Source organism: Streptomyces sp. NRRL F-5630 (assembly GCF_000719475.1).
Lineage (GTDB): Bacteria > Actinomycetota > Actinomycetes > Streptomycetales > Streptomycetaceae > Streptomyces.
In genome coordinates, this window is record NZ_JOGO01000100.1 from 1 (window position 1) to 16,792 (window position 16,792).

At 74.4% G+C, this 16,792-nt stretch carries 13 protein-coding genes and 1 pseudogene; 2 read left to right on the forward strand and 12 right to left on the reverse strand.

Features of this window, described 5'->3' with window-relative positions; genetic code table 11:
* Positions 1-754: 754 nt before the first annotated feature.
* The 7 genes from IF99_RS0128045 to pdhA form a co-directional block, all read right to left on the reverse strand.
* The gene (locus IF99_RS0128045; protein ID WP_031000795.1) at positions 755-1,735 is read right to left on the reverse strand and encodes an NAD(P)H-quinone oxidoreductase; all 981 of its coding nucleotides are present in this window, start codon (positions 1,733-1,735) and stop codon (positions 755-757) included.
* Positions 1,736-2,266: 531 nt separating this feature from the next.
* Positions 2,267-3,379: a potassium channel family protein gene (locus IF99_RS0128055; protein WP_031000797.1), complete on the reverse strand. Its 1,113-nt coding sequence runs from the start codon at positions 3,377-3,379 to the stop codon at positions 2,267-2,269.
* A gap of 102 nt (positions 3,380-3,481) precedes the next feature.
* A complete protein-coding gene (locus IF99_RS0128060) occupies positions 3,482-5,215 on the reverse strand; it encodes a molybdopterin molybdotransferase MoeA (RefSeq protein WP_234340895.1) in 1,734 nt (577 codons plus the stop codon).
* Entirely contained in the window at positions 5,212-6,069 is an 858-nt protein-coding gene (locus tag IF99_RS0128065) for a DUF6457 domain-containing protein (RefSeq protein WP_051703729.1), read from the reverse strand. Before IF99_RS0128065 ends, IF99_RS0128060 begins: the two co-directional genes overlap by 4 nt.
* Before the next feature lie 342 nt (positions 6,070-6,411).
* Positions 6,412-7,812 carry a dihydrolipoamide acetyltransferase family protein gene (locus IF99_RS0128070; protein WP_031000800.1) on the reverse strand — a complete coding sequence of 467 codons (1,401 nt, stop codon included), beginning with the start codon at positions 7,810-7,812 and terminating at the stop codon, positions 6,412-6,414.
* Positions 7,812-8,846, reverse strand: coding sequence for an alpha-ketoacid dehydrogenase subunit beta (locus tag IF99_RS0128075; RefSeq protein WP_031000801.1), 1,035 nt, complete (start codon positions 8,844-8,846; stop codon positions 7,812-7,814). Before IF99_RS0128075 ends, IF99_RS0128070 begins: the two co-directional genes overlap by 1 nt.
* Positions 8,843-10,066, reverse strand: a complete 1,224-nt coding sequence (gene pdhA / locus IF99_RS0128080) for a pyruvate dehydrogenase (acetyl-transferring) E1 component subunit alpha (RefSeq protein WP_031000802.1) — start codon at positions 10,064-10,066, stop codon at positions 8,843-8,845. The genes IF99_RS0128075 and pdhA overlap by 4 nt, the downstream gene beginning before the upstream one ends.
* Before the next feature lie 445 nt (positions 10,067-10,511).
* On the opposite strand from pdhA, the gene IF99_RS0128085 reads away from it, so the two are divergent.
* Both IF99_RS0128085 and IF99_RS0128090 read left to right on the forward strand, forming a co-directional pair.
* Positions 10,512-11,243, forward strand: a complete 732-nt coding sequence (locus IF99_RS0128085; protein ID WP_031000803.1) for an Lrp/AsnC family transcriptional regulator — start codon at positions 10,512-10,514, stop codon at positions 11,241-11,243.
* 117 nt (positions 11,244-11,360) lie between these two features.
* Positions 11,361-11,978, forward strand: a complete 618-nt coding sequence (locus IF99_RS0128090; RefSeq protein ID WP_031000804.1) for a TetR/AcrR family transcriptional regulator — start codon at positions 11,361-11,363, stop codon at positions 11,976-11,978.
* Positions 11,979-12,105: 127 nt separating this feature from the next.
* Here the strand turns inward: IF99_RS0128090 and IF99_RS0128095 are convergent, their stop codons facing one another.
* The 5 genes and pseudogenes from IF99_RS0128095 to IF99_RS0128115 form a co-directional block, all read right to left on the reverse strand.
* Positions 12,106-12,906 carry a TrmH family RNA methyltransferase gene (locus IF99_RS0128095; protein ID WP_031000805.1) on the reverse strand — a complete coding sequence of 267 codons (801 nt, stop codon included), beginning with the start codon at positions 12,904-12,906 and terminating at the stop codon, positions 12,106-12,108.
* A 1-nt stretch (position 12,907) separates the two neighbouring features.
* Positions 12,908-14,203 carry an HTTM domain-containing protein gene (locus IF99_RS0128100; RefSeq protein ID WP_031000806.1) on the reverse strand — a complete coding sequence of 432 codons (1,296 nt, stop codon included), beginning with the start codon at positions 14,201-14,203 and terminating at the stop codon, positions 12,908-12,910.
* Positions 14,200-15,036: a DUF5819 family protein gene (locus IF99_RS0128105; RefSeq protein ID WP_031000808.1), complete on the reverse strand. Its 837-nt coding sequence runs from the start codon at positions 15,034-15,036 to the stop codon at positions 14,200-14,202. The genes IF99_RS0128100 and IF99_RS0128105 overlap by 4 nt, the downstream gene beginning before the upstream one ends.
* Positions 15,037-15,058: 22 nt before the next feature.
* Positions 15,059-15,403, reverse strand: a complete 345-nt coding sequence (locus IF99_RS0128110) for a rhodanese-like domain-containing protein (RefSeq protein WP_031000810.1) — start codon at positions 15,401-15,403, stop codon at positions 15,059-15,061.
* Positions 15,404-15,614: 211 nt separating this feature from the next.
* A pseudogene (locus IF99_RS0128115) lies at positions 15,615-16,616 on the reverse strand (hypothetical protein); the annotation flags it as partial.
* Between the last annotated feature and the right edge of the window lie 176 nt (positions 16,617-16,792).

A 16,792-nucleotide genomic window follows, 5' to 3' on the forward strand; every position in this document is an offset into this window, starting at 1 on the left:
GGGGGACGGGTCGCAGGGGAGAGCGGGGGGAAGAAGGCGGGCGGACGGAAGGAGGCGATGGGAAGGGGGCGGCCAGGCGAAGGGGCGGGCGGACGAAGGAGGCGGCCAGATGGAAGGGGACGGGGCGGATGAAGGAGGCGGACCGAAGAAGGGAAGCGAGCGCAAGGAAGGGTGCGCGCGGAGAGGGGCGAGGCGGGGGGCGCGTGGTCCGGAGACTCGCTCTCTGGGTGCCGCCCGTGCGACAGGCCACGCCCCCCGTGCGACAGGCCACGCGCCAGGCTGCGGCACCGGGCCGGGGCGGAGGGGAGTGGTACGGAGGGGGCGGAGCGGGACCGAGGGGGCGGAGGCAAGAGATGGCGCCGCGCTTCATGCCAGGCGATGCGCGCGACCCGAGAAGGGGAGAGGGACGGACGGTAAACGACCGCCGGAGGCCCCAGCCCAGCAGCGCGCCTGACCCGAGACAGACCCCCACCCACCCGGGGGGCTCCCCTGTAACCATCCTTTCAGGCCCCACCACAACCCCACCCCCCTCCCCCCAAATCTGTGGATAACTCCCCGAAACCCACGAAGCCGCTCACTCCGAAGAGTGAGCGGCGTGACGAATTCACCGAAGTTATCCACAGATTCAGCGCTTTGAGCCTCTTCACGCCCCAAGCACCGGAATCACGGACCAGACTTGTGCTCACACCGAGTTCCCCGTGCCGGGGGATTCGCGGATACCGGCCGGCCCGCCACGGTTGTGCGTCCGCGGAGTTCAGCCCGTCGTCAGCAGGACCTTGCCGATGTGGTTGCTCTCGTCGAGGACCCGGTGTCCGGTCGCCGCGTCGCTCATGGGGATGCGGCGGTCGACGACCGGTTTGACCGCGCCCGAGGAAAGGAGGGGCCACACATGTTCGCGTACCGCCGCCACGACCGCGGCCTTCTCCGCCGCCGGGCGGGCGCGCAGCGACGTCGCGGTGACCGCGGCGCGCTTGTTCATCAGCGCGGCCAGGTTCAGTTCGCCCTTCACCCCGCCCTGCATACCGATGATCGCGAGGCGGCCGCTCGTGGCCAGTGCCTGGATGTTGCGGTCCAGGTACTTCGCGCCCATGTTGTCCAGGATCACGTCGGCGCCGTGTCCCTCCGTCGCCTTCCCCAACTCGGCGACGAAGTCCTGCTCGCGGTAGTTGATGAGGATGTCGGCGCCAAGTTCACGACAGCTCTCCAGCTTCGCGGCCGTTCCCGCCGTCACCGCGACGCGCGCCTCGACCGCCTTCGCGAGCTGGATCGCCATCGTCCCGATTCCGCTCGAACCGCCGTGCACCAGAAGGGTCTCCCCCGGCCTCAGCCCGGCGACCATGAACACGTTCGACCAGACCGTGCACACGACCTCCGGCAGCGCCGCCGCCTCCACCAGGTCGACACCGTCGGGCACAGGGAGCAGTTGACCGGCCGGTACGGCGACCTTCTCGGCGTAACCGCCACCGCCGAGGAGCGCGCACACCTCGTCGCCCACGGCCCAGCCCGAGACGCCCGCGCCCAGCGCGGCGATGCGGCCGGAGACCTCCAGGCCCGGATACGGGGAGGCGCCGGGCGGCGGATCGTAGAAGCCCTGGCGCTGGAGGAGGTCGGCACGGTTCACCGCGCCCGCCACCACCTCGACCAGCACCTCTCCGGGCGCCGGGCGGGGATCGTCGACCTCGGACCAGAGGAGCACGTCCGGTCCACCGGGTTCGGAAATCGTGATCGCATGCATGCTCGAGAGGCTACTCGCCGCTCCCGATCCGCCCTGAGGACCCGCCGACCATTCCCCACGACGGGCCGTCCCAACACGGCGTACGGCTCTGGCTCACACGCCGGGGACCCGTGGACCGTACGCACGTCGGCGTGCCGGCCGCCGGGGCGGACAGCCACCCGGTCAGAACTGCTCGGCCCACAAGCCCCGCCCCGCACCACCCCGGCCGGGCGCGGCCCAACTCCCCACGCGCACGCCCACCAGGCCATGCCACCGGGCCCCGGCCGCGCCGTGCCCGGCGAGCAACATCATGCTGCCCGCGCAGCCCCCACCCCCGTCCCCCCGATCAACCAGACAGGAGCCCCCATCCCGCACTCCCAGACGCCCGTCCTGCCTCCCACCAGCCCGCCGCGTCAGCCAACGGATCACGCCGCCGCGCCCCAGCCGCCCCCACCGTTCACCCAGCCCCACCCCGTCACCCAGCCCCGACCCGCACCCCGGCCAGCCGACTGAACCCGCCGCCCGTCGCTCCGCCGCCCCTCCTCGCCCCGCTCAGGACGGGTGTCCTCGTAGGGGCCGGGTGTCGCGGAGGGCTCGGGGGTCCGGGCCGGCGCGGACGATGGTGATGAGGCGGTCCGTGGCCTGGAGGGTGCCGACCGCAGGGTCGTCATAGCCAAGGACCCGGTGGCCGCGGACGACGCTGACCACGAGGTCGTCCGTCTCGCGTGGGCCGCGTCCGATCTCGGCCTTTATCACCGGCCGCTCGATGAGGTCGAGGCCCGTGCCCTGCTGGATGAGGTCTTCCATCACCGTGCCCGCCGTGGGGCTGAGGACCGAGAGTCCGAGAAGGCGTCCCGCCGCGCTCGCGCTCGTGATGACCGCGTCCGCGCCGGACTGCCGCAGCAGCGGCGCGTTCTCCTCCTCGCGCACGGCCGCGACGATGTGCGCGGCCCGGTTGAGCTGCCGCGCCGTCAGGGCCACGAGGACGGCGGTGTCGTCGCGCTGGGTGGCGATGATGATCTGTCGCGCCTTGCTCACCTCCGCGCGCGCGAGGACGTCGCTGCGCGTGGCGTCGCCGACCACACCCGCGAAGCCCTCGGCCGTGGCGAGTTCGATCACCTTCTCGTTGGGATCGACGACGACGACCTGCTGCGGCGTCAGGGACCCGGCGGTCAGGACGGTCTTGATCGCCGAGCGTCCCTTCGTGCCGAAGCCGACGACGACGGTGTGGTCCCTCAAGGCATGCCTCCAGCGGTGCAGCCGCCATTCCTCACGGGTTCGTTCCGTGAGGACCTCCAAGGTGGTCCCGACCAGGATGATCAGGAACAGCACGCGCAGGGGCGTGACGACGAGGATATTGATCAGCCGCGCCGTATCGCTCACCGGCACGATGTCGCCGTAGCCGGTGGTGGAGAGCGTCACGGTGGCGTAGTAGAAGGCGTCGAGGAGATCGACGCTGTGGTCGGAGTTGTCGCCGTAGCCGTCGCGGCCCGCGTAGACGAGGAGCGCGGTGCCCACGAGCACCGCGAGCGCCATCGCGATGCGCTTGGCGACCTGACGGAAGGGCCGCTCGACGACGCGGCGGGGCAGTTTGATGCGCGTAGCGACCAGTTGCTCACCCGCCTGACGCGCGATCGCGTCCTGCCCGGGCAGTTTCACGTACATCCTCCATCAAGGCCCTGGTGATGTTTCACGTGAAACCTCACCCCTCACACCGCCCCACGATGTTTCACGTGAAACATCGCGCTCGCCCATCCGGGCCATGTTTCACGTAAAACATCCGCCCACACGTGGCAGGTCGAGCAATTCCACGGCGGTTCCGGCCTCGGCCCCGCCCGGGGGGATGACCGCGAGACTGTCGGCATTCGCGATTCCGCGCAACATCGCGGGCCCGTTGTAGCGGAGGAGACGCAGCCTTCCCTCATGGACACGAACCGGTAGGAGCCGGGTGTCCCGAGGATGGCCCTCCACGCTCTCGGCGAGCGGCAGGCGGGCGCGGGGGAGTTCGTCACGGCCCGGGACTTCGCCACGGCCCGCGAGCACGCCGAGCAGCGGGGCGGCGAGCGTCAGCAGCCCCGCGACGGCCGCGAGCGGATTGCCCGGCAGGCCCACGAGGTGCTGGCCCGGCGCGGTCGCTGCGAGCAGCATCGGATGTCCCGGCCGGACGGCGACGCCGTCGACGAGGAGGCGGGCGCCGAGCCGGGAGAGGACGGGACGTACGTGGTCGACGGGACCCGCCGCCGTACCGCCTGTCGTGAGGACCAGGTCCGCTTCCGAGGCGGCGAGGGCTTCGGCGAGAGCGTCCTCCTCGTCGCGCAGGCGGTACACGCCGAGGACGCGGGTGCCGAGCGCTTCGAGCCAGGCGGGGAGCATCGGGCCGAGCGCGTCACGGATCAGGCCGTCGGTGGGAATTCCCCGGGCGAGGAGTTCATCGCCGAGGACGAACACTTCGGCGGTGGGGCGGGGATGGGCGCGTACGGCGTCGTAGCCGGCGGCGGCGGCGAGGCCGAGCACCGGGGCGGTCACGACGGTGCCCTCATCGACGAGGGCATCGCCCGTGCGGCACTCCTGTCCGCGCGGGCGGATGTCCTCGCCCTGCGCGAGCGGGCGGAGTGCGTGCAGCCGCGCGCCGTCGGCCGTCACCTCGCCGTGCTCGCTGCGGAGCACGCCGGTCGTCCCGTCGGGGACCCGGGCGCCGGTCGCGACGGGCACGGCGGCACCATCGTCGAGGCGTCCGGCGGCACCGCTGAGCTGATGCCCCGCCAAGACCTGGGCGTCGGGGAGCAGCCGCCAGGGTCCCGGCCCCGCGACGGCCCAGCCGTCCATGGCGGAGGTGTCGAAGGAGGGGAGGTCGGTGAGGGCGGTGAGCGGTTCCGCGAGGGCGAGCCCGCGCGCCTGCTCCAGCGGCAGGAGCGGTACGGGGCGGTCGGCCGTACGCGCCACGGTCTCTCGTGCCGCCCGGAGCGCGAGGTCGCGCGCCTCCCCCCAGGTCCGTACGGCGGCGGACCGCGCGGGGGAGGAGGGAGCGGGACGGCGGTCCGGGGAGTGCGGGGTGCCCTCGGCGGAAGCGCTGTCCTTGTGCGGGGATACGGGTCCGGCATCGGGCCGTCCGCCACTCTCCGGCGCGTCGTCCGTCCCCGTCGCGGTCGCCGGCGGGTCCTCGGTCCACGCCTCTTCGATCGCGGTCCACGCGTCGCCGGTCCCGGCGTCCGTCCCGCTGGTTCCGTCCTCGGCGTCGTAGTCGGCGGCCCAGTCGTACGCCTCGCGGGGCTTCTCCGGAGCGGGCTCCTCGGCGGCGGGCCCGGGGGCGTCGGCGGGAGCCGGGCGCGGAGGGGGTGTCGTGGTGTGGGCGCGGGCGAGGACCAGGGCCTGGTCGAACGCGGCGTCGTAGGCGGCCTCGTCGGCGTCGGCCGCCGGGGGCGGGGTGGTGGCCCGCGCCGCGTCGGGAGCTTCCGGGTCCGGGCGCGGCTCTTGCGGGTCCGTACCGCCGGGGGCGCTCACTTCGCCTCAGCCGCCCAGCGCCGCGCGAGGGCCTCCGCCTTGCGCGCCGCTTCGGCGACGGCCTCGGGGCCGCCCTCGGCCCTGCCCGCCGCGTAGCCGACGAGGAAGGTCGTGAGCGGCGCCGCCGGGCGGTCGACGCCGTGCGCCGCCTCGCGGGCGAGGTCGAGCAGCAGACGTACGTCCACGTCGAGGGTGATGCCGAGTTCGGCCTTGACCGAGGAAATCCATTCATCCAGCACGTGCCCATGCTCCCTGATCCGGTCCTGGGCGGCGGCGAGGTCCCCCCAGGTGTCGCAGTCGAAGGAGACGCCCTCCTCATCGGGCACCCGGACGAGGTCCAGCGGGCCGAGCAGCCGCCGCAGGGACAGCCCGCCGGTCCTCGCCTGCCCACCGCCGCCGTGCTCCAGTACTCCGGGCGCGCGGTCCGGCCCGTTCCGCAGGCGTTCCAGTCCCTCGCGCAGCGGCGCGGTGCGATAGACGGCGGTGAGGTACTGCTCGCGGCCGTCCGCGTCGACGTAGAGGGCGCCGTCCTTCGCGGGGTCCGCGTCGAGCACGGCGTGCAGGCGGGCGAGGGCGGCGGGGGTGAGGAAGGGGAGGTCGGCGGAGAGCAGGCTCAGGCGCGCGGCGGTGACGTGGCGCAACCCCGCGTCGAGCGCGGCGAGCGGCCCGCCGCCCGGCGGCTCCTCTCGTGCCCACACGACGGGCCGCGCGACGGGACGTGGCGCCGCGACGACGACGGTCGTACGGGCCTCCGCGCACGCGGCGAGCACGCGGTCGACGAGCGTCCGGCCGCCGACCCGCAGCCCCGGTTTGTCGGCGCCCCCGAGGCGCCGCGCCGCGCCCCCGGCCAGCACGAGGGCGTCGTACGCCCCGGAAGCTTCCCCTGCCTCACGGCCGCACCCCGCGCGCCCCTCCGCCGAACCGTCCCCCGCGCCCGTCCCCGAATCGCCCGGTCCAGCGCCGGAGGAGCCACCCGGCCGCACACCGGAGCCACCCTGCGGGCCACCGGCGCCACCCCGCCCGTCCCCAGCAGCCCGGCTGTCGTCCCGGCCCGTCCCGGCGCCCGGCTCTTGTGCTCCTGCCGTCCCCACCTCGCCACCACCCCGATTCCGGCGCCCGCCACCGTCCGTATGCCCGCAGTATGCGCGGGCGGCGTGGGCGGGGCGGGGCGAGGGATGGCGCGGGGCGTGGCGGGGTCAGAGGGTGCGGAGGAGGAGGGCGGGGTGTTCGACGCAGTCCGCGACGTACCGGAGGAAGCCGCCCGCGACTCCGCCGTCGCACACGCGGTGGTCGAAGGTGAGGGAGAGCTGGACGACCTGGCGAACGGCGAGTTCGCCCTCGTGGACCCACGGCTTCGGCGTGATGCGGCCGATGCCGAGCATCGCGGCCTCGGGGTGGTTGATGATCGGGGTCGATCCGTCCACTCCGAAGACGCCGTAGTTGTTGAGCGTGAAGGTCCCGCCGGTGAGCTGTGCCGGGGCGAGGCGCCCGTCCCGCGCGGTGCGGGTCAGTTCGGCGAGCCCGGCCGAGAGCTGTTCGGCGTTCTGGTCCTGGGCCTCGCGCAGCACCGGCACGACGAGACCGCGGTCGGTCTGCGCCGCGAAACCGAGGTGGACGGACTTCAGCCGGACGATCTCCTGGGTGCCCGTGTCCACGCGCGAGTTCAGCTCGGGGAAACGGGCCAGTGCGGCGGTCGTGATGCGGGCGAAGAGGGCGAGGACGGAGATCTTCTCGCCGCCCGCCGCGTTCATCGCCGCGCGGGCGGCGAGGAGTTCGGTGGCGTCGGCGTCGACCCAGCACGTCGCGTCGGGGATCTCGGCGCGGCTGCGCGAGAGCTTCTCGGCCGCCGCGCCGCGCATCCCACGCAGGGGCACGCGTTCCTCGGCGGCCTCCGGCACGGGCGCGACGGCGGCGGTGGCCGGACCGGCGACCGCGCGCTCGACATCGGAGCGCACGATGAGGCCCTCGGGGCCGGTGCCGCTGAGGGCGCGCAGGTCGACGCCGTTGTCCCTGGCGAGCTTGCGCACGAGCGGCGAGATGACGGGCACGGGGCCCTCGGTCACACCGGCGGACACGACCGGGGCGGGCGCCGCCGGGGCGGGATCCTCTGCCGCACGGACCCGTACCGTCGGCGCGCTCGCCCGGACCCTGCGGCGCCGCACCGCGGTCGCCGTGGCCGTGCCGTAGCCGACGAGCACGTTCCCGGAGCCACCGTCGCCCTCGCCCTCGGAGGAGGAGGCATCGGCGGCGGGGGCGTCGGACGCGTCGGAGGACGCGGGACCGGAAGCGGGACCGTCGGGCGCTCCGTCCGCCCCCGTACCGGTGGCGGCGGCCGTGTCCGTACCGCCCTCCCCTTCCACCGCGATGCTCACGAGCGGCGCGCCGACCGGCAGGGACTGGCCCTCGCCGCCGTGGCGCGCGGTGACGACGCCCGCGTGGGGACACGGGACCTCGACCATCGCCTTGGCGGTCTCGACCTCCACGACGGGCTGGTCGATCGCGACGGTGTCGCCGACCTCCACGAGCCACGTGACGATCTGTGCTTCGGTCAGCCCCTCACCGAGATCCGGCAGGGCGAACTCCAGGACCTGCGGCATCAGCGTTCAGCCTCCCACTGCAAGCGCGCGACGGCGTCGAGAATGCGGTCCACACCAGGAAGATGGTGCCGCTCCAGCATGGGGGGCGGGAAGGGGATGTCGAAACCCGTGACGCGCAGCACGGGCGCCTCCAGGTGGTGGAAGCAGCGCTCGGTGACGCGCGCGGCGATCTCGCCGCCGGGTCCCGCGAAGCCCTGTGCCTCGTGGACGACGACGGCACGGCCCGTGCGGCGCACGGAGGCGGCGACCGTCTCGTCGTCGAAGGGCACGAGCGAGCGCAGGTCGACGACCTCCAGGTCCCAGCCCTCGGCGACGGCGGCCTCGGCGGCCTCCAGGCAGACGGGCAGCGAGGGGCCGTACGTGAGGAGCGTCGCGCTGCGGCCGGGGCGGCGCACGACGGCGCGCCCGATGGGCTCGACGGTCCCGGGGCTCTCGGGCGACCAGTCGGCCTTCGACCAGTACAGCCGCTTCGGCTCCATGAGGACGACCGGGTCGTCGGAGGCGATCGCGGCGCGCAGCAGGCCGTAGGCGTCGGCGACGGTCGCGGGCGTGACGACGTGCAGGCCGGGGGTCGCCATGTAGTAGATCTCGGAGGAGTCGCTGTGGTGCTCGACGCCGCCGATGCCGCCGCCGTACGGGATGCGGATCGTCAGCGGGAGCGGGAGGCGCCCGGCGGTGCGGTTGCGCATCTTCGCGACGTGGCTGACGACCTGCTCGAAGGCCGGGTAGGCGAAGGCGTCGAACTGCATCTCGACGACGGGCCGCAGCCCGTACATCGCCATGCCGACCGCCGCGCCGAGGATGCCGGCCTCGGCGAGCGGTGTGTCGAGGCAGCGCTGGTCGCCGAACTCGGCGGCGAGGCCGTCGGTGACGCGGAAGACGCCGCCGAGGGTGCCGACGTCCTCGCCGAGCACGTGCACGGCGGGATCCTCGGTCATCGCGTCGCGCAGGGCGCGGTTGAGCGCGGCGGCCATCGTGGTGGGCTTGGGCGCGCCCGCCGCGGGCGTGCTGGTGACCGTCGTGGCCGTCGTCATCGGCCGCTCTCCCGTTCCTCGTCGTGCGCGGCGCCCTCGGCCTCCGCCTCGCGTTCCGCGCGCAGCTGTTCCGCCTGCTCGGCGAGGTGCGGGGTCGGCGTGGCGTAGACGTGGGCGAAGAGTTCCTCGGGGTGTGTCTCGGCGTCGGCGTTGAGGCGGGCGCGGAGCCCGGCGGCGAACTCCTCGGCGCGCTCGCGCTCCGCGTCGATCGCCTCCTCGTCGAGGATGCCGAGCGCGAGCAGTTCGCGCTCCAGGAGCCGCACGGGGTCGTGCGCGCGCCACGCCTCGACCTCCTCGGCCTCGCGGTAGCGCGTCGCGTCGTCGGCGTTGGTGTGCGCGTCGAGCCGGTACGTGACGGCCTCGACGAGCGTCGGGCCGCCTCCCGTACGGGCCCGCTGGAGGGCCTCGCCGAGCACCTCGTGAAGGGCGAGCACGTCGTTGCCGTCGACGAGCCGGCCCGGCATCCCGTACCCCACGGCCTTGTGGGCGAGCGAGGGTGCGGCGGTCTGCTTGTCGAGGGGCACGGAGATCGCGTAGCCGTTGTTCTGCACGAGGAAGACGACGGGCGCCTGCCAGACGGCGGCGAAGTTGAGTGCCTCGTGGAAGTCGCCCTCGCTCGTGCCGCCGTCGCCGCACATCGCGAGCGCCACGACGTCGTCGCCGCGCAGCCGGGCGGCGTGCGCGAGGCCCACCGCGTGCGGCAGGTGCGTGGCGAGCGGTGTGGAGAGGGGGGCGACGCGGGTCGCGTGCGGGTCGTAGCCGGTGTGCTGGTCGCCGCGCAGGAGCGTCAGGGTCTCCAGCGGGTCGACGCCGCGCGCGACGACCGCGAGGGTGTCGCGGTAGCTGGGGAAGAGCCAGTCCTGGTCCTGGAGGACGAGCGCCGCCGCGATCTCGGCGGCCTCCTGCCCGGTGGTCGAGGGGTAGACGGCGAGCCGTCCCTGCCGGGTGAGGGCCGTGGCCTGCGCGTTGTAGCGCCGGCCGCGCACGAGCTCGGCGTACAGGCGGCGCAGCAGGGCGGGGTCGGCCGCGGCGGCGGGGGACTTCTTCGGGGCCGCCTTCGTGCGGCGGGCGCCGGGCTTGGCGGGCGCGGCGGCCACGCCGAGGAGCCGGTAGGGCTCGGCATCGGGGAGCAGGGGGGCCGGATCGGTACGGGGCCGCCAGTGCGGGGGCGGGGCGGGACGGGGCGCGTCTCTCTGCCCCTGATGCTCGACGACCGTCATGTCCGGCACCTCCTTGTGAGAACACCACTCGTGAGAAAGCAGGCGCGAGGGGTCGCCACGTGACCCGCTTCACCTCCTGATGGTGCGAGGATCAGCGCATTTTGGCCACAGGCGGCCTACGCCTGTGGACAATCTGTGCCGTACGGCGTCTGATGTCGGCCAGGCGTCCATGGCGGGCCGTGCGCCACCGGTCCCGCCTGAACGAATGGCCGCGCCGCCCCCACCCGCCCCACGACAGCACGGGGCGCAGGGATCGCCGGGGCAGTGCGGGAGGGTAGGAACAGGTGAGCGAGAACGCCGTACGCGAGCCGCACGGCGGTACGGGTACAGATACGGGCCGACGCGGACCCGAACGCCAGGGGTGCGAGCCGGCCCGGGTCCGTACCCGGCGGTGCGGGGCACGGCAGCGATGACAGCGGCAAAACCGACAGGCACGGGGCGGGACATGACACGACAGGAACGAGCCGAGGACAGCAGGCCCGGCGAGCAGGACCGCGCGGCCGGGCACACCCGCCCGCACCACGAGGCGGCGCCGCAGGCCGAGGCGCGCCCGCGCGAGGTGCCGCCGCCCCGGCTGCGCCCCCCGGCGCCCCGCACGGCCTCGGGCGGCACGGCGGGCTCGGCGGCCGGGTCTCCCGCGACGGAGCGCGGCTCCGCTTCCCCGTCCGCCGCGCGCCCCCGCGAGCCGCGCCCGCTCGACGCGGTGGACCACGACATCCTGCGCATCCTCCAGGCGGACGGGCGCGCCTCGATCCGCTCGGTCGCCGAGCAGGTGCACGTCTCGCGCGCGAACGCCTACGCGCGCATCAACCGCCTCGTCGAGGACGGCGTGATCCTCGGCTTCGGTGCCCGCGTGCACCACGAACGCGCCGGTCAGGGCGCTTCGGCCTACTTGACGCTGCGCATCGTGCAGAACTCCTGGCGCACCGTGCACCGTCAGTTGCGGTCCCTGCCCGGGGTCTCGCACATCGCGCTCGTCTCGGGCGACTTCGACGTCCTGGTCCTCGTGCACTCGCCGGACAACCGGGCCCTGCGCGAACTCGTCCTCACCCGCCTCCAGGCGATCCCCGAGATCCTCAGCACCCGTACGCTGCTCGTGTTCGAGGAGGAAGAGGTGGGCCAGAGCCCCGACTCCCCGGCGGCGCCGGAACACCCGGCGGACCACCCGGCCCGCTGAGCACCCGCGTCACGGGTACCGCCCTGGGCAACGCGGCGCGGCGGCGCTAGAGTGACCGAACGATCGGTCGGCACAAAGGAGAGCCGCTGAGCACTCCCCGGAACGGTGGTCCTGATCATGACGGCTGCGGTCAAGCGCGACGCCTACACGCCGGAATCCCTCCTCTCGGTCGCCGTGGGCGTCTTCAACGACCGGGGGTACGACGGGACGTCGATGGAGCACCTGGCGCGGGCCGCCGGAATCTCGAAGTCCTCGATCTACCACCACGTCTCCAGCAAGGAAGAGCTGCTGCGCAGGGCCGTGAGCCGCGCGCTCGACGGCCTCTTCGGCGTGCTCGACGAGGAGGGCGCGCGGACGGGCACGGCGACGGAGCGCCTGGAGTACGTCGTACGGGGCACGGTCACCCTCCTGGTCGCCGAGCTTCCGTACGTGACGCTGCTCCTGCGGGTGCGCGGCAACACGGACGCGGAGCGCTGGGCGATGGAGCGCCGCCGCGACTTCGACCACCGCCTCGCCGACCTCGTGCAGGCCGCCGTCAGGGAGGGCGGGCTGCGCGCCGACCTCAGTCCCCGGCTCGCGACCCGTCTCCTCTACGGCATGATCAACTCGATCGTCGAGTGGTACCGCCCGGCGGACGGCGGGGCCGCGGACGCGCGCGAGAAGGAACGGGAGCGCGCGAACGACCTCGCGGACGCCGTTCTCCACCTGGCCTTCGACGGACTGCGCCCGCGCTGAGCCCCGGAGGGCACCGAAGGCCGGCGCCCGGCACCGGCCTTCCCGACCGGCCCCCCGCTCAGACCCCCGGCGGCCCGTCCGGGCACCTTGCCCCCAGGCTCCGCGTCCGAAGCCCCCGCGCCCCGTTTCATGGTCGTCCGGCGCCGAGCGACCAGTGGTAGAGGGTCATGCCCACGCTCGTCGCGAGGTTGTAGCTGGAGACCTGGGGGCGCATGGGCAGCGCGACGAGACGGTCGGCCCGTTCCCGTACGGCCGCCGTCAGGCCGTGCCGCTCGGAGCCGAAGGCGAGCAGCGCGTCGTCGGGGACGCGCAGGCCGCGCAGGTCCTCGCCCTCCGCGTCGAAGGCCCACAGCGGTCCCGGGGGCAGCTCCGGCACGGCGCGGCGCGCGACCGGGGTCGCGAAGTGCAGCCCGGCGCCCGCGCGGACCACGGCGGGGTGCCAGGGATCGAGGTCGCCCGTCGTCACGACGCCGCTCGCCCCGAAACCGGCCGCGAGCCTGATCACGGCGCCCGCGTTGCCGAGGTTGCGTGGCTCGTCGAGGACGAGGAGCGGGCTCGTACGAGGCCCGGCGAAGCCGGGCTCGGGTGGTCGCCCCGCGAGCGCGGCGACGCCGGTCGGGTGCGGGCGTGGCACGAGCGAGCGGTAGAGGGCCGGGGGGACGGGGACGAGCAGGTCGGCGAGGCGTGGCGCGAGGTCGGGGGCCAACTCCTCGGCGAGGACGAGCGCCGCCGCGCGGTCCTCGGCGACGGCGAGCGGCACGTCCGCGCCGAAGCGCAGGGCGTGCTTCAGCGCGTGGAAGCCGTCGAGGAGCACGACGGCGACCCCTTCCAGCCCCGTCGTGAGCGCGTGCCAGCGCCCGGCCGCCTCCCGGGCGACCGCCTCCCGCGCGGCCTCTCCTGCCTCCTCGTTCTCCCGCATGACGTGCACCCTACGGGGCGGCACCGACACTCCCCGTTCCCGGCCGTACGGGAGCCTCGTGGTCGGTGCTCCGGGCCGTGCGGCGGCTCCCGTCCGGCACCGTCCGGCGCCTCGGCCGACGCGTGAGGCGACGCGTCAGGCGGTGCGCCCCGCGCTCCACCGCGCGCAGGAAGCCGGTCGGCAGGAAGACCGCGTCCGCGGCGAGCATCGCGAGGGAGAAGAAGGGGAGTCCGAGCAGGAAGGCGATGCCGAGGTGCTCGGCGACCAGCACGATGATCAGAACATTCTTGGCCCGGCGATTCAGGAGCGAGAAGGGGAACGCGACCTGTGCGAAGACCGTTCCGTAGGTCAGAAGGGTGATCAGGATGCCGTGGGCGGCGAGGGCGTGGGAGAGCGCCGGCCAGGGCGAGAAGGAGTCGAGTTCGAGGGGGTAGTAGACAGCGGTGCCGTCCTGCCAGCGGCTCCCCTGGATCTTGTACCAGCCGGCGGCGGCGTAGACGAGGCAGGTCTGCGCCATGAGGAGCAGCAGTCCGGCGTGGTGCAGCAGGTTGCCGAGGATGTCGGCGAGCGCGCGGGTCTCGCCGAGCGGGCGGCGCGCGAGGAGCCACCAGGCGCCGAGGGCCGCCCAGGTGGCCGCGAGGGCGAGAGTCCAGCCTGCGGTGAGGCGGTCGCTCAGCCGGGCGGCGAGCAGGGCCGCGCCGAGCAGGACCCACAGCCAGGGGCCCGCGCGGTCGGGGCGGCCGAGGGCACGGCGGCGGGCGTCGAGCGACCACACCTGTCCGCAGCGGGTGAGGCACAGGTACAGGGCGAGCAGGTGGAGGAGGTTGTCGCCTCCGTCGCCGACGAAGACCGAACGGTTCTGGAGCGAGAGCAGGGTCAGCGCGAAGAGCACGGACATCGTCCGCGTGCGCCAGCCGAGCACGAGCAGGAAGGAGACGAGCAGGGCGAGTACGTACACACAGGTGAACCACGCCTCGCTGCGGGACCACAGCAGCGCGGTGAAGGCCCCGTTGCCGGACACGAGGCGCTGTGCGAGGTCCCAGCCCCAGGGGCTGCCGGGCCCGTACAGCTCCGCGCGGTGCGGCCACTCGCGCAGCAGGTAGAAGCCCCACGTCCCGGCGACCCCGATCCGTACGGCGGCGGTCTGCCGGGCGCCGAGCACCGAGCCGGTGACCCGCGCGACGGCGGTACGGAGCGCCGCGCGGGCGGCGGCGAAGGGGGACCGGCGCGAGCGTGCGGCCGGAACGGGGGCGCGTGGCCGGGGAACGGTGGCTCCGCGTGTGCCCTGCGGGGCGGGCCGGGTCATCGGTGCGCCTCCGACCAGTCGAGCGTGCGGTACTCGGCGCGGGTGCCGGTGCCGGGCTTCTCGCCGCTCCAGGGCGGGGGCGGTACGGGAGTGACCCGCGCCCGTACCCGTATCCGGGTCAGCTCGGCACCCGCGCCGCCCGCCCCCGCGCGCTCCAGGCGCTGGGTCGCGAGCCGGGTGAGATACGCGGCCGAGAGGTCGCCCCGGGTGCCGAGGGGGCGTCCGTCGTCGGCGTGCGAGGAGGCGTAGAGGTCCCAGGCGCGGCGGAGGACGTTCTGCCGCGAGTGGCTCGGCAGCAGCTCACCGTGCAGAGCGGCTCCGTCGCGCGCCGACAGGTCGTACCAGCCGGTCAGGAAGCTGGTGCCGTCCGCGTGCAGACCGGCCGCGCGCGCCTGCACGGCGGTGTTCTGCTGGATCGGGTTGGGGGCGAACAGCTTCCAGTTCTGCTCGAACTCCGGGTAGATCCAGGCGTCCACGGCTTTCGCCTGCCGTTTGCTCACCGTGTTCGCCGGGGCGACGTGGAGGAAGAGGAACGAGAGGTGCAGGCCGGTGAGGACGACCACGGCGGCGAGCGCGAGCGCGCCGACGAGACGGAAGGGCAGGGAGAGCGCGGCGAGCCCGGCGACAGGGGCGGGGTCCGCCGCGGGGGCGGTGTCCGGGCCGGAGCCGGTGTCCGGGCCGGAGCCGGTGTCCAGCCCGCGGGCCGCGTCCGGCGTGGGGGTGTGCGGCGGGTCGGTACTGTCGGCTGCCTGTCCGGCCGCGGCCGGTGCGCCGCCGGGCGCCGCGCCGTCGAGCGCTTCGCCCTCGCCCGCCTTGCTGTCGTCCGCGCTCATCCCTTTCCGCCCCACCACCGGCTCACATGACGAAGCCGGCGGCGCCCTTGTCGTCGACGACGGGCTTGCCCGCGGCTTCCCACGCCTGCATCCCGCCCTCGACGTTGACGGCGTCGATGCCCTGCTGGGCGAGGTACATCGTGACCTGCGCCGAACGGCCGCCGGAGCGGCAGATGACGTGGACGGTGCCGTCCTGCGGGGCGGCCTCGGTGACTTCGCCGTACCGCGCGACGAAATCGCTCATCGGGATGTGCAGGGCGCCCTCGATGTGACCCGCCTGCCATTCGTCGTCCTCACGGACGTCGAGGAGGAAGTCGTCGGCCTTCAGCTCGCCGACACCGACACTGGGCAGAGATCCGAAATGCATGGCTGAGACGCTACCCGACCCGCCCGCCGCCGGGCGCGGGGTCGTCGCCGGTACCGGGGGAGCCGAGCGGCCCGGCCGGGTCAGCGGGGCCGGAGGGGTCCGCCTCGGGCCCGGGCTGCTCCGTACCCGTACCGGCGTCCGGCGCCGTGCCCGTATCCATCGCGCCCTCCCCCATGCCGTCGCCTTGCGCCTCTCCCGAGGTCCAGCGGAGAAGTTCGTGCTCCTTCTCGGCGACCTGGGCGAGGAGTTGCTCGGCGACCTCCTCGATGAGGCGGTCGGGGTCGTCGGGGGCGAGGCGGAGCATCGAGCCGATCGCGCTCTCCTCCAGTTCGTGCGCCACCGCCGCGATCATGTCCTTGCGCTGCGCCAGCCATTCCAGGCGCGCGTACAGCTCCTCGCTGCGGCTCGGGAAGGACGGCTGCGGCGCCGGGCCCGACTCCCACTCGGTGGCGAGCGCGCGCAGCGCGGCCTCGTCGCCGCGCCCGTACGCCGTGGTGACGCGGCTGATGAACTCGTCCCGTCGCGCGCGCTCCTTCTCGTCCTGGACGAGGTCGGGGTGCGCCTTGCGCACGAGTTCGCGGTAGAGCGCGCGGGCCTCCTCGCTCGGCCGGACGCGCTCCGGGGGGCGGACGGGCTGCTCGGTGAGCATCGCGGCGGCCTCGGGCCACAGGCCCTCCGCGCCCATCCAGCCGTGGAAGAGCTCCTCGACGGCGGGCATCGGCATGGCCTCCGCGCGCAGCCGCACGGCGGTGAGCCGGTCCTCGTCGCTGCCGGTGCGCGCCGCGCGGGCCTCGGCGATGAGCGCGTCGAGTTCGTCGAGGCGGGCGTAGACGGGGCCGAGGCGCTGGTGGTGGAGGCGGGAGAAGTTGTCGACCTCGATGCGGAAGGTCTCGACGGCGATCTCGTACTCGATGAGTGCCTGTTCGGCGGCGCGCACGGCCCGTTCCAGGCGCGCCTCGGGGCGGGCGGTGCCGTCGGCGGGGGGCGCCTCCTCGGCGGCGGGACCGGCGTCCTCGGTGCCGGGACCGGCGTCCTCGGTGCCGGGCGCGCCGCCGGGGTGCGGCGTGTCGTCCGAGGCGCCCGCGTCCGTGGGGGTCCCGCCGGGCGATCCGGCAGCCGATGCGGAGGGTGAGGCGGGGCCCGGCGCGGGGGCGCCCTCGCCGTGCGGCGTCGGCGGGGCGGACTGCGGGGACTCGTCTTCCGGGGTCGTCACCAGGCCAGCCTAGGTCACGCTGCGGATGATATGAGGGTTTGGGGATCCGGGCCGAACTCTGTGGATAACTCGGCTGATTCTTCTGACGCGTTCAGCCTCACGGGTGAGAGGTTTCGCGGGTTCGCCGAAGTTGTCCACAGGTGGGCGCGGAGGGGCGGGGTGGGGGTGGTGGGGGG

Bases quoted from the DNA above. Each gene is read 5' to 3' on its own strand.
- IF99_RS0128110 (WP_031000810.1), bottom strand. From the start codon at position 15,403: ATGCATTTCGGATCTCTGCCCAGTGTCGGTGTCGGCGAGCTGAAGGCC.
- IF99_RS0128105 (WP_031000808.1), bottom strand. From the start codon at position 15,036: ATGAGCGCGGACGACAGCAAGGCGGGCGAGGGCGAAGCGCTCGACGGC.
- pdhA (WP_031000802.1), bottom strand. From the start codon at position 10,066: ATGACGGTCGTCGAGCATCAGGGGCAGAGAGACGCGCCCCGTCCCGCC.
- IF99_RS0128055 (WP_031000797.1), bottom strand. From the start codon at position 3,379: ATGTACGTGAAACTGCCCGGGCAGGACGCGATCGCGCGTCAGGCGGGT.
- IF99_RS0128075 (WP_031000801.1), bottom strand. From the start codon at position 8,846: ATGACGACGGCCACGACGGTCACCAGCACGCCCGCGGCGGGCGCGCCC.
- IF99_RS0128100 (WP_031000806.1), bottom strand. From the start codon at position 14,203: ATGACCCGGCCCGCCCCGCAGGGCACACGCGGAGCCACCGTTCCCCGG.
- IF99_RS0128085 (WP_031000803.1), top strand. From the start codon at position 10,512: ATGACACGACAGGAACGAGCCGAGGACAGCAGGCCCGGCGAGCAGGAC.
- IF99_RS0128070 (WP_031000800.1), bottom strand. From the start codon at position 7,812: ATGCCGCAGGTCCTGGAGTTCGCCCTGCCGGATCTCGGTGAGGGGCTG.
- IF99_RS0128090 (WP_031000804.1), top strand. From the start codon at position 11,361: ATGACGGCTGCGGTCAAGCGCGACGCCTACACGCCGGAATCCCTCCTC.
- IF99_RS0128045 (WP_031000795.1), bottom strand. From the start codon at position 1,735: ATGCATGCGATCACGATTTCCGAACCCGGTGGACCGGACGTGCTCCTC.